Source organism: Streptomyces sp. NPDC033221 (assembly GCF_055577005.1).
This window is the reverse complement of the sequence record NZ_JBVIQN010000009.1, coordinates 251,390-266,525: the sequence shown is the minus strand read 5'-3', so window position 1 is coordinate 266,525 and position 15,136 is coordinate 251,390. Positions and strand designations below refer to the sequence as shown.

The window sequence follows — 15,136 nt, the reverse complement described above, 5'->3', positions numbered from 1 at the left end:
CCCGGCGCATGCACCTGGCGGCGCACTTCCCCGGCGTCAACAACACCACCGTCTGGAGAGACGCGGGCGCCGGATCGCAGATCGACTTCGACTCCTTCACACACCTGGCCCGCACCGCCGAGCGCGGCCGCTTCGACTTCTTCTTCCTCGCCGAGGGGCTGCGGCTGCGCGAGCACAAGGGCCGCATCCACGACCTCGACGTCATGGGCCGCCCGGAGTCGGTCACCGTACTGAACGCGCTGGCCGCCGTCACCGACCGGCTGGGCCTGGCCGCCACCGTCAGCGCCACCTTCAACGAGCCCTACGAGCTGGCGCGGCGGCTGGCGACCCTGGACCACCTCAGCGCGGGCCGAGCCGCCTGGAATGTGGTCACCACCTCCGACGCCTTCACCGGCGAGAACTTCCGGCGCGGCGGCTTCCTCGATCACGCCGACCGCTACACCCGCGCCGCCGAGTTCGTCGCCACGGCCCGGGAGCTGTGGGACTCCTGGACCGAGGGGAACGCGCCGCGGCCGGTCGACCACCAGGGCCCGCACTTCCAGGTCCGGGGCGCGTTCACCCTCCCGCGCAGCCCGCAGGGCCACCCCGTCATCATCCAGGCGGGCGACTCCGCCGAGGGCCGCGACTTCGCCGCCGCCACGGCCGACGTGGTGTTCGCCCGGCACCGCACGCTCGCCGCCGGCCAGGAGTTCTACGCCGACGTCAAGGGCCGGCTGGCCGCCCACGGCCGGACCGCCGACTCCCTGAAGATCATGCCCGGGGCCACCTTCGTCCTCGGCGACACCGCCGCCGAGGCCCAGGAGCGGGCCGCCGCGATCCGCCGGCAGCAGGTCTCCCCGCAGAACGCGCTGCTGGCCCTCGAACAGGTATGGGGCGTGGACCTGTCCGCGTACGACCCGGACGGCCCACTGCCGGACACCGACCCGGTCCCGGACTCCGGCCTCGCCCAGGGCCGCGTCCGGATCGCCGACCCCAAGGCGGTCGCCGACCGCTGGCGGGCGCTGTCCGAGGCCAAGGGCCTGTCCATCCGGGAGACCGTGATCGAGACGACCGGGCGGCAGTCCTTCGTCGGCACCCCGGCAGCCGTCGCCGAGGAGATGGCCGCCTCCGTGGCCGCCCGTGCCGCCGACGGCTTCATCCTCATACCGCATCTGACCCCCGGCGGCCTGGACGGCTTCGTGGACCGGGTGGTGCCGCTGCTCCAGGAGCGCGGCGTCCTGCGGACGGAATACGAGGGCACGACGCTGCGCTCTCACTTGGGGCTGCCGGATCCGGTACGTCCCGTAGGGAAGGACTGACCGCATGAGCACCACCAGCACCGGCACCCAGGCCGAGCAGGCCTGGCAGGCCTGGCACGAGCAGCGCGCCGCCGACATCGCCCTGCCGTACGGCCCGCTCGCGCTCACCGCCACCCACTGGCTCGCCGGCTTCCCTGACGGCCGCCTCGACGGCGTACCGGGCCACTGGAGCGCGGACGGCGACGTGGTGCTCCTGCGCGCGGCCGCCGCCGACGGGCTGACCGTCGACGGCGGCCCGCTGGACGGCACCGTACGGCTCGGCACGGACAGCGCCCCCGCGACGGCCCGGGTGGCGCACGACGGCAGGCGGCTGCCGGTGCTGCGCCGCGAGGGGGAGTGGGCCGTACGGGTCTTCGACCCGGGCTCCGCGGCCCGGCGCGCCTTCGGCGGGATCGACGTCTTCCCCTACGACGGGCGCTGGGTACGGCCCGGACTGTTCCGGCCGTACGCCGCCGGGCGCACCGTCCGGGTGCCCAACGCCGACGGCCGGCAGCGCGGCCTCGGACTCGCCGGTGAACTGGCCTTCACCCTGGACGGCGACGAGCACACCCTCCAGGTCGCCGTCGAAGCCGACGGCACGCTGTGGGCCGTCCTCGCCGACGCCACCAGCGGCACGGACAGTTACCGCTTCCGCTTCCTGCGGACGCCGGCCCCCGCGGCCGACGGCACCGTACCGGTGGACCTCAACCGCACCCAGCTGCCGCCCTGTGCCTTCGCCGACCACTTCATCTGCCCCTTCCCGCCGCCCGGCAACACTCTGCCCATCGCACTGCGCGCGGGCGAGCGGAACCGCATCGCGCGCTGAGCCGTCACACCCCCGACCGAGGGGGTCAACCACCGCCCCGGCAGCGCCTGTTGGTGCCGCCGGGGCGAGTGTGAGTACGGGCGCCGGGCGTGCGTCCGAAAGGCACCCTTGCGCGTGCGCGCCGGGCCCTCGAAACTCCCGAGCAGCGCTGTCCGGGGCACGCGCCGAAGGGACGTGCGGAGTCCCGCGTGCCCACCGGGCGGCGTCACACGGACCTGCCCACCGGCAGGTCTTCCGATCCCCTCGGAGGTAGCAGTGAGGTTCGAGCGCACTACCCCCCGGAGCGGCATCGCGAGACGCGGCCGGCTGATCGCCGTCGCGTCCGGGCTGGCCGCGATCGGCGCCATGGCCCTGCCGACCGCCCACGCGGGCGAGCCCGCCCCGCCCACCACGTTCAGCGCCTCCCAGCTCGCCGCCGTGAGCGACTCCGTACGCTCAGCGGACGTCGCGGGCACCGCCTGGGCCGTCGACCCCAAGACCAACAAGGTGGTCGTCCAGGCCGACAGCCGGGTGACCCGGGCCCAGCTCGACAGCATCAAGCAGGCCGCGGGCGCCAACGCCGGCGCGCTGAAGGTCGAACGCATCCCCGGCGTGCTGCGCAAGCTGATCTCCGGCGGCGATGCCATCTACGCGACCAGCTGGCGCTGCTCCCTCGGCTTCAACGTCAAGAAGGGCAGTACGTACTACCTGCTGACGGCGGGCCACTGCACCGACGGCAACCCGCCCTGGTACACCAACTCCTCGCACAGCACGAGCATCGGCCCGACCGCCGGCTCCAGCTTCCCCGGCAATGACTACGGCCTGGTCCGGTACAGCAACAGCAGCGTCTCGCACGAAGGAACGGTCGGCGGCCAGGACATCACCAGGGCCGGCAACGCGACCGTCGGCCAGACGGTCACCCGCCGCGGCTCCACCACCGGCACCCACAGCGGCAAGGTCACCGGCCTGAACGCCACCGTCAACTACGGCAACGGCGACGTCGTCTACGGCATGATCAAGACCACCGTGTGCGCCGAGCCCGGCGACAGCGGCGGCCCCCTGTACGCCGGCAGCACGGCACTCGGCCTGACCTCCGGCGGCAGCGGCAACTGCCGCTCCGGTGGCACCACGTACTTCCAGCCGGTCACCGAAGCGATCAGCGCGTACGGGGTCAGCATCTACTGACACCCGGGGGCCGTCCGGCCTCGGCGCACCGCGCCCGGACGGCCCCACGCCCAGCCTCCACGCAGCCGGCAGCACCGGAGCCCCCGTCCAACGCCGGGCGGGGGCTCGTCCGTTGCGCACCGGCAAGACCGACGCGCACCCTCGACCGTTCCCGGGACCGGTCATACCGTGGTGAGGACGCATGAACTCGGACATGGGCGCATACGGCAGGGGGCCGTGATGGTCGAGGAACTGGTGACGGCCGGGATCGCGCTGGCCGCGGCGGGCGCGGTGTACGTGATGGCGGCGGCGCGGGTGGTCAAACAGTACGAGCGAGGCGTCGTCCTGCGGCTGGGCAGGCTGACCTCGATCCCGCGCGAGCCGGGCTTCACCATGATCGTCCCGGGTGTCGACCGGATGCGTAAGGTCAACATGCAGATCGTCACGATGCCGGTGCCGGCCCAGGAGGGCATCACCCACGACAACGTGACGGTCCGGGTGGACGCGGTGGTCTACTTCAAGGTCGTGGACGCCGCCGACGCGGTGGTCAAGGTCGAGGACTACCGTTTCGCGGTCTCCCAGGTCGCCCAGACCTCGCTGCGCTCCATCATCGGCAAGAGCGATCTCGACGATCTGCTCTCCAACCGGGAGAAGCTCAACCAGGGCCTGGAAGTGATGATCGACAGCCCGGCGCTGGGCTGGGGTGTGCAGATCGACCGGGTGGAGATCAAGGACGTGTCGCTGCCGGAGACCATGAAGCGGTCGATGGCGCGCCAGGCGGAGGCCACCCGTGACCGGCGGGCCCGGGTCATCAACGCCGACGCCGAACTCCAGGCGTCCAAGAAGCTGGCCGAGGCGGCCCAGGCGATGTCCGACCAGCCCGCCGCGCTGCAACTGCGGCTCCTGCAGACGGTGGTGGCGGTCGCAGCCGAGAAGAACTCCACGCTCGTGCTGCCGTTCCCGGTGGAGCTGCTGCGCTTCCTGGAGCGCTCCGGCCTCCAGGCACAGGCGCAGACGGAGGCGTACGAGCGCCGGGGGCCGGCCGCCGCACCGGAGGCCCGGCCGCAAGCCGCCCCGGACGTCCGGCCGCACGTCGCGCCGGAATCCATACCGTTGTCCGGAACCGCGCCGCAAGCCGAAGCGGATGCCGCGCTCGAAGAGCTGCCGGAGGCGGAGCAGCTTCCCTGACACGGGAGCGGCGGCTCCCGGAGGCAGCAGAGTCGTCCTGATGTGCGAAAGGTGTCCCTCAATGGGCTGAATCTCCCTTGCGGAGTTGCGGCTCAGGCAGATGAAGTCCGGCCTGGAGCATCGTTTTTCGGACAGGTGTAGACCGCGCTGAGGCCCGTCCGCGACCACTCCAAAGTGTTCGTTTGGTGTCCGCCCAGGGAAACGACGTGCGCGGATATCGGAACACGAGACGAACGGCCGGTCGGACGGGTCCCGTTCTCCAGACCGGATCTCGGTCTTGTGCGCGAGCGCCGGCCGTCGGAATACTCGGTACCGCGCATTGGCATGGACGCGACTTCCTGCGGCAGGCTGCGCAGGCAACTCCCGTTCCGTGTCTGTTCCTCAACACCTCCCGGGCACGCGGCCCCCCACACACCGCGGCCCATCCCCCCACGGAAGGCTTTGAGTTGAAGCATCGACGGAATACTCAGCGGCACGCGGTCCTGGCCGGCGCGGGCGCCCTGGCCCTCGCAGCCACCGCGACGCTCACCCTGGCCAACGCCAACGCGGCGGACGGGCCGGCCGCGAAGCAGCTGACACCCGCCGCGGCCACCGCACTGGCGTCCCAGCTCAGCGGCCACGCGGCCGGTTCGTACTACGACGCGGGGTCCAAGAAGCTCGTGGTCAACGTCGTCGACCGGGCGTCGGCCGACGCCGTGCGGGCGAAGGGCGCCGAGGCCAGAATGGTCCGGCACAGCCTCGCCCAGCTCGACGCGGCCCGGCAGACGCTCAAGGAACAGGCCACCATCCCCGGTACGGCCTGGGCGATGGACCCGCGGGCCAACAAGGTCGTCGTCACCGCCGACCGCACGGTCTCGGGTGCCAAGTTCGACAAACTGAACAAGGTCGTCAAGAGCCTCGGCAGCAAGGCCACGCTGCAGCGCAGCAAGGGCGAGTTCACCCCGTTCATCGCCGGCGGCGACGCGATCTGGGGGAGCAGCTCGCGCTGCTCGCTCGGTTTCAACGTCACCAAGGGCGGCCAGCCCTACTTCCTGACCGCCGGGCACTGCGGCAACGCCGTCAAGTCGTGGTCGGACAAGCAGGGCGGCCAGGAGATCGCCAGCACCGAGGACTCCAAGTTCCCGGGCAGCGACTACGCCATCGCCAAGTACACCGCGGACATCGCGCACCCGAGCGAGGTGAACACCTACAGCGGCAGCCCGCAGAAGATCACCAAGGCCGCCGAGGCGACCGTCGGCGAGAAGGTCACGCGCAGCGGCAGCACCACCCAGGTGCACGACGGCACGGTCAAGGCGCTCAACGCGAGCGTCAACTACCAGGAGGGCACGGTGGAAGGGCTGATCCAGACCGATGTCTGCGCCGAGCCCGGCGACAGCGGCGGCGCGCTGTACGACGGCGACGCGGCGGTGGGTCTGACCTCGGGCGGCAGCGGCAACTGCTCCTCGGGGGGCGAAACCTTCTTCCAGCCGGTCCCGGCTGCCCTGAAGGCGGTCGGCGCACAGATCGGCTGACACCGGCCGGCGTTGCCGCCGATGTCCTGAGCATGGTCATTCCGTAACGGAACGGCCCCCGGACGCAATTGCCGCCGGGGGCCGTTCGCCGTTCCCGGCCGAGCGGCCGGCAAAAGAATAGGAAAGGAGTCTGTGTAAATACGACGGCCCCGTGGGCACCTGCCGCCGGGCGGGGTTCGGACGGCGGTATCCGGTTCCTTGCCGACGCGGCGGATTCCGAGGGAATCGTTTCCATGGGGCCGGTCAGCCCGTTGAAATATTGACGAGAATGTCATGCAACCCGCCCATTCGAAGGCAGTGTGAGGCACCTCTCAGGCGTGCCGTATTCCAGAAAATTGACCGTTAAATGTCCGGTATGGGGCTGTTTTGACGGTGCGGTTCGCGACGACTTCAGGAAGTCGGGAGGTCATTGCCGAATTGCACTTCCGGCTTTTCCGGTGCGGCGGTCGGAACGGATTTGCCAAGCCCGGTGCGGCTGGCTCTAATGATGCATCAGCCCCGTGGCCGAAAAGAATCCGGCGAGCAGCCGGTGAGCCGCACGCCGTGCCGTTCCGGCGGGCGGTGCGAGGGCTTCCGTGCTGCCGTCCCGTGGAGGGGGCGGGGCGGCAGCACGGTACGCGGCCCGCACCGCGGAGTTCACCCGGTGGACCGCGGACAGCCCGACGAAAGTAGGGGGCGGCGGGTGCCTTTCGGGCAATGTGCGGGCCGAGCGGGATTCCTAGCGTCGTAGGCGACCGGTTTCCCGCACGGAGAACAGGACCCGCCATGCCTCCGACCACCGCGCCCTCCCTGACTGCCGCGCCCTCCCCGCCCGCCGCACCGGCTGGCGGCCACCCCGCATACGTCACCTCGCTCGCCGGGACGCCCGCGCAGGTACGGGCCGCACAGCGGCTGCGGTACGCGGTCTTCGCCGAGGAGCTGGGCGCCGCCCTGCACACCCCCCTGCCGGGACACGACGTGGACGACTTCGACGACCTGGCGGACCACCTGATCGTCACCGAGACGGCCACCGGCGACGTGGTCGGCACGTACCGCCTGCTGCCGCCCGGCCGGACGGAACGCTCCTACGCCGCGACCGAGTTCGACCTGCGCACCCTGCACGGGCTGCGGGCGCACACGGTCGAGGCGGGCCGCTCGTGCGTACGCCCCGACCACCGCTCCGGAGCGGTCGTCAACCAGATGTGGGCGGCGCTCGCGCGCTACGTCACGCTGTCCGGCCACCGCTACCTGGCGGGCTGCGCCTCGGTGCCGCTGGACGACGGCGGGCGGGCCGCCGCGGCGGCCTGGCTGCTGGGCTCCACCCGGCACGCGTCACCGCCGGACCTGCGGGTGCACCCGCGACGGCCGTGGATACCCGGGCCGCCCGACGCGGGAGGACGGCTGCCCGGTGACGGCACGCCGGGCGCGGACCGGGTGGGCGGGCCGGGATACGCGCTGCTGCCCCCGCTGCTGCGCGGCTACCTGCGGATCGGCGCCTGGATGTGCGGCGCGCCGGCGCACGACCCGGAGTTCGGCGTCGCGGACTTCTTCGTCCTGCTGGACATGGAACGGCTCAACGACCGCTACCGCCGCTTCTTCCTCGGGGATGCCCGGTGAACACGTGGGCCGCCGCATCGACCTGCACGCCGCACTGCGCCCGGGACACCGCCCCGCGGGTGTCCGCCCTGTGCCGCGCCGGGCGCTACGCCGCGCTGGCCGGGGCGCTGGCCGGGGGAGCCGCCGCGGGGGAGCGGCTCGCCGATCCGCGCACGATGCGGCAGCGGGCGGGCGCCGTGCTGCGGGCCCTCGGGGTACGGGTGGAGACCAGCAGCTCCGGCGGCCCGCGCCCCGGACCATACGGCGGGCCGCTCAGCGTGCCGCGCCCGGCGGGCGGCCCGGGGACGCTGATCGTCGCCGACCACATCTCCTGGCTGGACGTCATGGTGCTGCTGGCCGTGGAGCCCGCCACGGCGCTGGCCAAACGGGAGGTCGGCCGGTGGCCCCTGCTGGGTCCGCTCGCCAGGAAGGCGGGCACCCGGTTCATCGACCGCGAGGGTGTACGCGAACTGCCGGGCGTCGTGGCGGAGCTGGCGGAAATCCTGCGCGGCGGGCGCTCCGTGCTGGTCTTCCCGCAGGGCACGACCTGGTGTTCGGCGGCGGCCGGGCGGTTCCGGCGGGCGACCTTCCAGGCCGCGCTGGACGCGGGCGCGCCCGTACGACCGGTGACGGTCTCCTACGTACAGCACGGCGTCCCGAGCACGGTGGCGGCCTACCTCGGCGACGAGGGGTTCGCGAGTTCACTGCACCGGGTGGCAGGCGCCGGCGGGCTCACCGTACGGGTGGCCGTCCATCCGCCGCTGGAGCCCACGGGGGACCGGCGGGCGCTGGCCGAGCGGGCGCAGCGCGTGGTGTGCGCGGGGGAGTTGCCCGCCCATGGGTGACGTACTGGGGCAGGCGGTGGAGTTGCTGCGGGGGCAGCTGGACTCGCCGTGGCTGTGGGGGATCGTCTTCGTGGTGGCCGGGCTGGACGCGCTGCTGCCGTTCATGCCGAGCGAGACCACCGTGGTGATGGTGGCGGTGCTGCTCGGCACCGACCTGCCGCGGCTCGCCGCGCTCGCCGCGGTGGCGGCGGCGGGCGCTCTGTGCGGGGACTGCCTCAGCCACGCGATCGGCAGATGGGGCGGGCCGCGGCTGATCGCCAGGCTGCTGCGCGGGGAGCGCGGCAGACGGCGCTGCGACTGGGCCCGCGACGCGGTCGCGCGGCACGCGACGCCGCTGGTGGTCGCGGCGCGGTTCCTGCCCGGCGGGCGGGTGGCGGCGTGCCTGTCCACCGGCGGACTGCGGTTCCCGCTGCGGCGGTTCGTGCTGCTGGACGCCGCCGGCGCGGGTCTGTGGGCGGTGACGAGCACCGCGATCGGCGCGGTCGGCGGTGCCGGGTTCGCGGCGGACCCGGTCAAGGGGATGCTGCTGGCGTTCGGGCTGGTGCTCGCGGTGGTCGCGGGTGTGGCCGGTGTCCGCCGGGTGCGGGCCTCGCGGCCGTCCTCGGTGCGCTGACCGCCCGTCGTGCGGAACGGCAGCGGCCCCCGGGCATCCGCTGGGGATGCCCGGGGGCCGGCCGGTGGTGCGGCCGCGAGGTGTGGGCGGCCGCGCCGTTCAGCGGGTCACCGCCCGGTCAGAACTCGAAGACCAGGCCCTTGCCGCCCTCCATCGCGCAGGGGTTGGCGAAGGTGTGCTCGTAGGCGACGCGGCGTCCCTGCCAGACACCGTTGGCCGTGACCGTGACGGGGTTCCACTCCTTGGTGCACATACGGTCCGACGCGGACTTGGTGATCGCGTCGAAGTCGCCGTTCGCGGTGCGCAGCTGGGCGCAGGCGGCACGCGCCATCGGGTGCGTACCGGTTCCGGACGAGCTACAGCTCAGCGATACCGCGCGCTGGATGGAGGCCGTAGCGGCGTTGTCCCCGTACCCCACGGTGAGGACCAACTCCGAGGGTGCGTACAGGCTCTTCGGCGTCGCGGGCTGAGCCTGGGCCGTGGTGGCCAGACCGCCGAGCACGAGCGCCGCGCCGAGCGCGATCCCCCCAGTGATGTACCGCATTTTCGAACACTCCTTCGTTTGTCGTCTCGAATGCCGGACACGAGGAGTCTGGCCGAGGCGCATCAGGAAAGCACATCGATCGGTGACTTCCAGTCGTTGGTTGAAAACGCTGAGTGGTGGCGTGAAGTGACGCGGCGGGCGTTTCGATGCGTGATGTGTGCTATGCCGTGCGGTCAGCGGGAACATCCGGGGCGAGGGGTTCCGGTCGGGCCGGGTGTGCGGTGAAAAGTGGCCAACTCCCGTGGTTCGCGGGGGTGCAGGGGGCTCGTGGGGGTTCGCCGCTAATGGCCGAAGTGCGGCTGCCGGAGGCGGGTGACGAGGCGTGCGGCGGGAGGTGCGGGGGTGGTGGCGCGTCGTGCGCGGGGAGCTGCGTACGGTCGTCCCCGCGGCCGTCCGTACGGCCGTGCCGAGGAAGCGCGCATACGGCCTGACCGGCTCATCTACGATTCTCGGGACGGTCCGCCACCCCTGGTGACACGAGAAGGAATTGACACTTATGCCGACCGAGACGTTCGAGTTCCAGGTAGAAGCACGCCAGCTCCTGCAGATGATGATCCACTCGATCTACTCGAACAAGGACGTTTTTCTGCGTGAGCTGATCTCCAACGCCTCCGACGCGCTGGACAAGCTGCGCCTCGAAGCGCTGCGCGACGAGTCGCTCGACGCCGATGTCTCCGACCTGCACATCGCCATCGAGACCGACGGCGAGGCCCGGACGCTGACCGTCCGCGACAACGGCATCGGCATGTCGCACGACGAGGTGGTCCAGCTCATCGGGACGATCGCCAACTCCGGCACCGCGAAGTTCCTCCAGGAGCTGAAGCAGGCCAAGGACGCGGCCACCGCGGAGGGGCTGATCGGCCAGTTCGGCGTCGGCTTCTACGCCGCGTTCATGGTGGCCGACGAGGTCACGCTGGTCACCCGCCGCGCCGGAGAGGACGAGGGCACCCGCTGGTCGTCGACCGGCGAGGGCACGTACACCGTCGAGCCGGTCCAGGACGCGCCGCAGGGCACCGCGGTCACCCTGCGGCTCAAGCCGGTCGACCAGGAGGACCAGCTCTTCGACTACACCTCCCGCTGGAAGATCAGGGAGATCGTCAAGCGGTACTCCGACTTCATCACCTGGCCGGTCCGGATGGCCCCCGAGGCCCCGGCCGAGGACAAGGAGGGGGACGCCGAGGACGGCAAGAACCCCGAGCCCGAGACGCTCAACTCGATGAAGGCGCTGTGGGCCCGCTCCCGGGACGAGGTGAGCGACGAGGAGTACCACGAGCTGTACAAGCACATCAGCCACGACTGGTCCGACCCGCTCGAAACCCTCCGGATGCAGGCGGAAGGCACGTTCGAGTACCAGGCGCTGCTGTTCCTGCCCTCCCGCGCGCCCCAGGACCTGTTCGCGCGCGAGCACCGGCGCGGCGTGCAGCTCTACGTCAAGCGCGTCTTCATCATGGACCACTGCGAAGCGCTGCTGCCCGAGTACCTGCGCTTCGTCAAGGGTGTCGTGGACGCCCAGGACCTCTCGCTCAACGTCTCCCGCGAGATCCTCCAGCAGGACCGCCAGATCCAGCTCATGCACCGCCGGCTGGTGAAGAAGGTGCTCTCCACCGTCAAGGAGATGATGGCGCAGCGCCCGGAGAACTACGCCACGTTCTGGGGCGAGTTCGGCCGGGTCGTCAAGGAGGGCCTGCTCAGCGACCACGAGAACCGCGACGCCATCCTGCGCATCGCCTCGTTCCCCACCACCCACGACCCGGAGAAGCCGGCCACCCTCCAGCAGTACGTCGAGCGCATGAAGGAGGGCCAGGAGCACATCTACTTCATGACCGGCGAGTCCCGTACCGCCATCGAGAACTCGCCGCACATGGAGGCCTTCCGCGACAAGGGCTACGAGGTGCTGCTGCTGACCGACCCGGTCGACGAGGTGTGGGTCGAGACCGTCCCCGAGTTCGACGGCAAGGAGCTGCGGTCGATCGCCAAGGGCGAGGCGGACCTCGCGAAGGAGGAGTCCGAGGAGGACAAGGCCGAGCGGGCCAAGCGGGAGGAGGACTTCGCGGGGCTGCTGTCCTGGATGACGGAGCGCCTCGGCGACGAGGTCAAGGAGGTACGGCTGTCCTCCCGGCTGACCGTCTCCCCGGCCTGCGTCGTCTCGGACACCGACGACGTGACCCCGGCGCTGCGGAACATGTACCGCGCCATGGGCCAGGAACTGCCCGAGGCCAAGCGCATCCTGGAGCTCAACCCCGGCCACCCGCTGGTCGAGGGGCTGCGCAAGGCCCAGGCCGAGCGCCCCGACGACGCGGACCTCGCCGGGACGGCCGAGCTGCTGCACGGCATGGCGCTGCTCGCCGAGGGCGGGGAGCTGAGTGACCCGGCGCGCTTCACCAAGCTGGTGGCGGAGCGCCTGGAGCGCGCGCTGTAGGCGCGTCGGCAAGGCTCGTCCCGTAAGACTGCCGCCGGGTCCTTCACGGGCCCGGCGGCAGTGTCATGTCCGGCGCCGGTCCAGCCCGGACAGGCCGGCCGTCAGCGCGCGCATGCCCCGCACCACCAGCTCGGCGGGGTCGTCCGCCCGCCCTTCCGGCGCCTCGTCCGCCGCCCAGGTCTCCACCGCCACCCGCATCGCCGTGTTCGCGGCCGCCGCCGCGAGCCGTACCTCCGCCGGGCCGCCGTCCGTCATCCCGGCGAGAACCGGGACCAGCGCCTCCTCGGAGTCGTGGTGCACGCGGTGCCAAACCGCACGCAGCGCCGGATCGTCCCGCATCACCAGCAGCAGCCCGCGCGTCCACCGCAGCGCCTCGGCGGCCCGATCGCCGGACGGCGTCAGCGCCTGCCGCGCCGACCGCTCCAGCACCTCCCGTACGGGCAGGCCGTCCGCCTCCGCGGCCAGCCGGCGCAGGTCCGCGAGCCACTGCCGTACGCCGACGGCGAGCAGCGGCGCGACCGCGTCCTCCTTGGTGCGGAAGTAGCGGTAGAAGGTGCGCAGGGCGACCCCGGCGGCACGGGCGATGTCGTCGGCGGTGACGGCGCTGCCGCGCTCGGCGAACAGGGCCGCCGCGGCGCGGGCGATCTCCAGCTGGGTCTCCGCCTTGCGCCGCTCGGTGAGGGAGGGGGTGACGGGCGGCAGGGGTGCGGGGGACATGGGACGAGCTTACGTCGCCCGTACGCCGAAGTGGCACCCCATGCTGGTGTGGCACATTGTGCCACCTAGGCGTACGGTGCCGGTGTCGTCCGCGGCGGACGCGGACACCGAGAGCGGGAGAGAGCCATATGGAGCGCTTCGACGGACGCCGCGTCCTGATCACCGGGGCCGGGTCGGGCATCGGGCAGGCCACCGTCCACCGGGTCCTGGCCGAAGGCGGCCGGGTGGTGGCCGCCGACATCAGCGAAGCGGGGCTGAAGGCCACCGCGGAGCGGGCCGCGGCGGACGGCCACGGTGACCGGCTGAGCACCGCGGTCCTGGACATCGCCGACGAGGCCGCGGCGCGCGCGGGCGTCGCCGCCGCCGTCGGGGAACTGGGCGGACTGGACGTCCTGGTCAATGCCGCGGGCATCCTGCGTGCCTCGCACACCCACGAGACCAGCCTGGACGCCTTCAACCGGATCATCGCGGTCAACCTGACCGGCACCTTCCTGATGATCCGCGAGGCGCTGCCCGCGCTGCTGGCGGGCCGGGCACCGGTGGTGGTCAACTTCAGCTCCACCTCCGCCGCCTTCGCACATCCCTACATGGCGGCGTACGCGGCCAGCAAGGGCGGCATCCAGTCCATGACGCACGCCATCGCGAGTGAGTACGCCAAGCAGGGGCTGCGTGCGGTGTGTGTGGCGCCGGGGTCGGTGCGGTCCGGCATGACCGCGGACCCGGGTCTGCCGGCGGACGCCGACATGAGCCTGTTCGGAAAGCTGATGCCCGCCATCGGCGAGGGCTTCGCGCCCCCGGAGACGGTCGCGGGCGTCATCGCGATGCTGGCCTCCGAGGACGGCGCGTTCATCACCGGTACGGAGATACGGATCGACGGCGGTACGCACATGTGAGAGGTGGGGGAGCTTTTCCGTACTCGCTGGACCGAGTGGGCCGCCGATCGGTGGCCGTCCTTCACGTAGTGGGGGCGCTGGGACAATCAGGGGATGGCCGGCAATGAGATCCAGTTCGACTGTCAGCGCCGCGACGATTATGGCGACGGGCTTGAGGTCATTCCCCGCATCGCCGTGACAGGCGAGTTCGTGATCTGGGACTCCTTCGGGCAGCCCTACCGCCCGGAACGCGACTACACGGCGTTCGGTCCCTTTCGGTTCGACCGGAACCAGTACGGTGACGCCTGCAGGCTCTGAGCGCGAAAATCAGATCCGACAACGCATGATCACATTCCATCCGCCCCTCCGCGGGCGTTCCGCCGTCACTGCCGCACCTCGCTGCGGTTGATGGCCGTACGGCCCTTGGTGAGGGCGGAGAAGACCAGCGTCAGGACGGTGCCCGCGACGGCCCACGCGGACAGCACCAGCAGCGGGCCGGTCACCGCGTTGCCGTGGAAGTACGCGATGGAGCGGGCCACCCAGGTGCCCGCGCCCGGCGGCAGCGCGGGGCCGATCGCGCGCCAGAAGTCCGGCAGCAGGGGGTAGGGGTAGGCGCCGCCCGCGCTGGGGTTGCCGGCGACCACCACCACGAGGATGGTCAGGCCGATGCCGATGATCCCGGCGATCGCCTGGAAGGCGAAGGTGGTGGCGCCCACCGCGAACACGATCAGCGCGCCCAGGCCCCACAGCCCGTACAGGCTGCCGGGCATGGCCCCGAGGATGGGGCCGATGACGATGGCGCCGGCCAGGCCGGTGAGGATCGAGTAGACGGCGAGCGCGCCCAGCCGGATGACCGCCCGCTTGAGGTTGACGGGGCGGGCGCCGAAGCTGATCGCGAGGATCGCGGCGCACAGGTAGCCGCCCACGCACCAGCCGACCACCAGGTAGAACGAGGACAGGCCGCGGGTGTCGTCCTTGTCGGCGGGGGCGATGTCCTTCACCTGGACGGTGCGCTGCTGTGCCTTCTCGGCCTGGGTGACGACCTGTTCGACGGCCTGGGAGAGCGAGGCGCCGGAGCCGCCGGCCACCAGCAGCTTGTCGGTGCTGCCGCGCGGGTCGACGATCAGCGCGCCGTCGATGTCCCGCTCCTTGATCTGCCGGGCCGCGTCCGCCTCGGAGGAGGCCGCGCGCGGGTCGAGGGGGGAGCCCGGCAGCTTGTCGAGGCGTTCGACGAGCTGTCCGCTCAGCTGCTGGGGCGCGACGACCGCGAGCGGCACGTCCTTCGGCTTGGGGGAGTGGAAGGCGCCCGCGTACGACGCGATGAACAGGGCCGTCAGGGCCAGTACGCCGATCATCAGCAGGGCGGCCCGCCCCGAGATCGCGTCCTTCACCTCCCCGAGGAAGCTCTTGTCCCGGGTGCCCCGGTCCTCGGTGCCGGGGCCCCGGGTGCCCTCGCCCCGGATGCCGCGGGTGCCGTCGTCCGCCGTGGCCATGCGCCGCTCCCTCGCCCTGTGTGCTGAGTGGATCCATCGTTCCCGGACCTTTTGCCCCATATCTTCCGGCCCATTACGGATCTTCGCAGGCCGGGCGGGCTGATCGGGGTCGG

At 71.9% G+C, this 15,136-nt stretch carries 14 protein-coding genes; 11 read left to right on the top strand and 3 right to left on the bottom strand.

Going from position 1 to position 15,136, the window contains the following annotated elements:
* The first annotated feature begins 8 nt into the window (after window positions 1-8).
* From ACZ53K_RS15105 to ACZ53K_RS15070, 8 genes are all read left to right on the top strand, one after another.
* Window positions 9-1,298, top strand: coding sequence for an NtaA/DmoA family FMN-dependent monooxygenase (locus ACZ53K_RS15105; protein ID WP_468835953.1), 1,290 nt, complete (start codon window positions 9-11; stop codon window positions 1,296-1,298).
* 4 nt (window positions 1,299-1,302) lie between these two features.
* Window positions 1,303-2,103, top strand: coding sequence for a DUF1684 domain-containing protein (locus ACZ53K_RS15100; RefSeq protein ID WP_468835841.1), 801 nt, complete (start codon window positions 1,303-1,305; stop codon window positions 2,101-2,103).
* 255 nt (window positions 2,104-2,358) lie between these two features.
* Window positions 2,359-3,267 (top strand): S1 family peptidase, encoded by a 909-nt coding sequence (locus ACZ53K_RS15095; RefSeq protein ID WP_468835839.1) that lies wholly within the window; start codon window positions 2,359-2,361, stop codon window positions 3,265-3,267.
* Between the two features lie 219 nt (window positions 3,268-3,486).
* Window positions 3,487-4,434 (top strand): slipin family protein, encoded by a 948-nt coding sequence (locus tag ACZ53K_RS15090; protein ID WP_468835836.1) that lies wholly within the window; start codon window positions 3,487-3,489, stop codon window positions 4,432-4,434.
* 446 nt (window positions 4,435-4,880) lie between these two features.
* The gene (locus ACZ53K_RS15085; RefSeq protein WP_468835833.1) at window positions 4,881-5,945 is read left to right on the top strand and encodes a S1 family peptidase; all 1,065 of its coding nucleotides are present in this window, start codon (window positions 4,881-4,883) and stop codon (window positions 5,943-5,945) included.
* Window positions 5,946-6,710: 765 nt separating this feature from the next.
* Window positions 6,711-7,541, top strand: coding sequence for a GNAT family N-acetyltransferase (locus ACZ53K_RS15080; RefSeq protein WP_468835831.1), 831 nt, complete (start codon window positions 6,711-6,713; stop codon window positions 7,539-7,541).
* On the top strand, window positions 7,538-8,365 hold the full coding sequence (locus ACZ53K_RS15075; protein ID WP_468835828.1) for a lysophospholipid acyltransferase family protein: 828 nt from the start codon (window positions 7,538-7,540) through the stop codon (window positions 8,363-8,365). Before ACZ53K_RS15080 ends, ACZ53K_RS15075 begins: the two co-directional genes overlap by 4 nt.
* Window positions 8,358-8,978 (top strand): DedA family protein, encoded by a 621-nt coding sequence (locus ACZ53K_RS15070; protein WP_468835826.1) that lies wholly within the window; start codon window positions 8,358-8,360, stop codon window positions 8,976-8,978. Before ACZ53K_RS15075 ends, ACZ53K_RS15070 begins: the two co-directional genes overlap by 8 nt.
* 118 nt (window positions 8,979-9,096) lie before the next feature.
* On the opposite strand, the gene ACZ53K_RS15065 is transcribed toward ACZ53K_RS15070, so the two are convergent.
* Complete coding sequence (locus ACZ53K_RS15065; protein ID WP_468835823.1) at window positions 9,097-9,522, bottom strand: subtilase-type protease inhibitor; 426 nt, start codon at window positions 9,520-9,522, stop codon at window positions 9,097-9,099.
* 496 nt (window positions 9,523-10,018) lie between these two features.
* Here ACZ53K_RS15065 and htpG point away from each other — a divergent pair, with 496 nt between their 5' ends.
* Window positions 10,019-11,941, top strand: coding sequence for a molecular chaperone HtpG (gene htpG / locus ACZ53K_RS15060; RefSeq protein ID WP_468835821.1), 1,923 nt, complete (start codon window positions 10,019-10,021; stop codon window positions 11,939-11,941).
* A gap of 63 nt (window positions 11,942-12,004) precedes the next feature.
* Here the strand turns inward: htpG and ACZ53K_RS15055 are convergent, their stop codons facing one another.
* Window positions 12,005-12,658 (bottom strand): TetR family transcriptional regulator, encoded by a 654-nt coding sequence (locus tag ACZ53K_RS15055; RefSeq protein ID WP_468835819.1) that lies wholly within the window; start codon window positions 12,656-12,658, stop codon window positions 12,005-12,007.
* A gap of 128 nt (window positions 12,659-12,786) precedes the next feature.
* On the opposite strand from ACZ53K_RS15055, the gene ACZ53K_RS15050 reads away from it, so the two are divergent.
* Both ACZ53K_RS15050 and ACZ53K_RS15045 read left to right on the top strand, forming a co-directional pair.
* Entirely contained in the window at window positions 12,787-13,551 is a 765-nt protein-coding gene (locus tag ACZ53K_RS15050; RefSeq protein WP_468835816.1) for an SDR family NAD(P)-dependent oxidoreductase, read from the top strand.
* Window positions 13,552-13,644: 93 nt separating this feature from the next.
* Window positions 13,645-13,848 (top strand): hypothetical protein, encoded by a 204-nt coding sequence (locus tag ACZ53K_RS15045; protein WP_468835813.1) that lies wholly within the window; start codon window positions 13,645-13,647, stop codon window positions 13,846-13,848.
* Window positions 13,849-13,913: 65 nt separating this feature from the next.
* Here the strand turns inward: ACZ53K_RS15045 and ACZ53K_RS15040 are convergent, their stop codons facing one another.
* Entirely contained in the window at window positions 13,914-15,023 is a 1,110-nt protein-coding gene (locus ACZ53K_RS15040) for an ABC transporter permease (protein ID WP_468835810.1), read from the bottom strand.
* Window positions 15,024-15,136 lie beyond the last annotated feature (113 nt).

Bases quoted from the DNA above. Each gene is read 5' to 3' on its own strand.
- ACZ53K_RS15105 (WP_468835953.1), top strand. From the start codon at position 9: ATGCACCTGGCGGCGCACTTCCCCGGCGTCAACAACACCACCGTCTGG.
- ACZ53K_RS15100 (WP_468835841.1), top strand. From the start codon at position 1,303: ATGAGCACCACCAGCACCGGCACCCAGGCCGAGCAGGCCTGGCAGGCC.
- ACZ53K_RS15090 (WP_468835836.1), top strand. From the start codon at position 3,487: ATGGTCGAGGAACTGGTGACGGCCGGGATCGCGCTGGCCGCGGCGGGC.
- ACZ53K_RS15080 (WP_468835831.1), top strand. From the start codon at position 6,711: ATGCCTCCGACCACCGCGCCCTCCCTGACTGCCGCGCCCTCCCCGCCC.
- ACZ53K_RS15070 (WP_468835826.1), top strand. From the start codon at position 8,358: ATGGGTGACGTACTGGGGCAGGCGGTGGAGTTGCTGCGGGGGCAGCTG.
- ACZ53K_RS15065 (WP_468835823.1), bottom strand. From the start codon at position 9,522: ATGCGGTACATCACTGGGGGGATCGCGCTCGGCGCGGCGCTCGTGCTC.
- htpG (WP_468835821.1), top strand. From the start codon at position 10,019: ATGCCGACCGAGACGTTCGAGTTCCAGGTAGAAGCACGCCAGCTCCTG.
- ACZ53K_RS15055 (WP_468835819.1), bottom strand. From the start codon at position 12,658: ATGTCCCCCGCACCCCTGCCGCCCGTCACCCCCTCCCTCACCGAGCGG.
- ACZ53K_RS15050 (WP_468835816.1), top strand. From the start codon at position 12,787: ATGGAGCGCTTCGACGGACGCCGCGTCCTGATCACCGGGGCCGGGTCG.
- ACZ53K_RS15045 (WP_468835813.1), top strand. From the start codon at position 13,645: ATGGCCGGCAATGAGATCCAGTTCGACTGTCAGCGCCGCGACGATTAT.
- ACZ53K_RS15040 (WP_468835810.1), bottom strand. From the start codon at position 15,023: ATGGCCACGGCGGACGACGGCACCCGCGGCATCCGGGGCGAGGGCACC.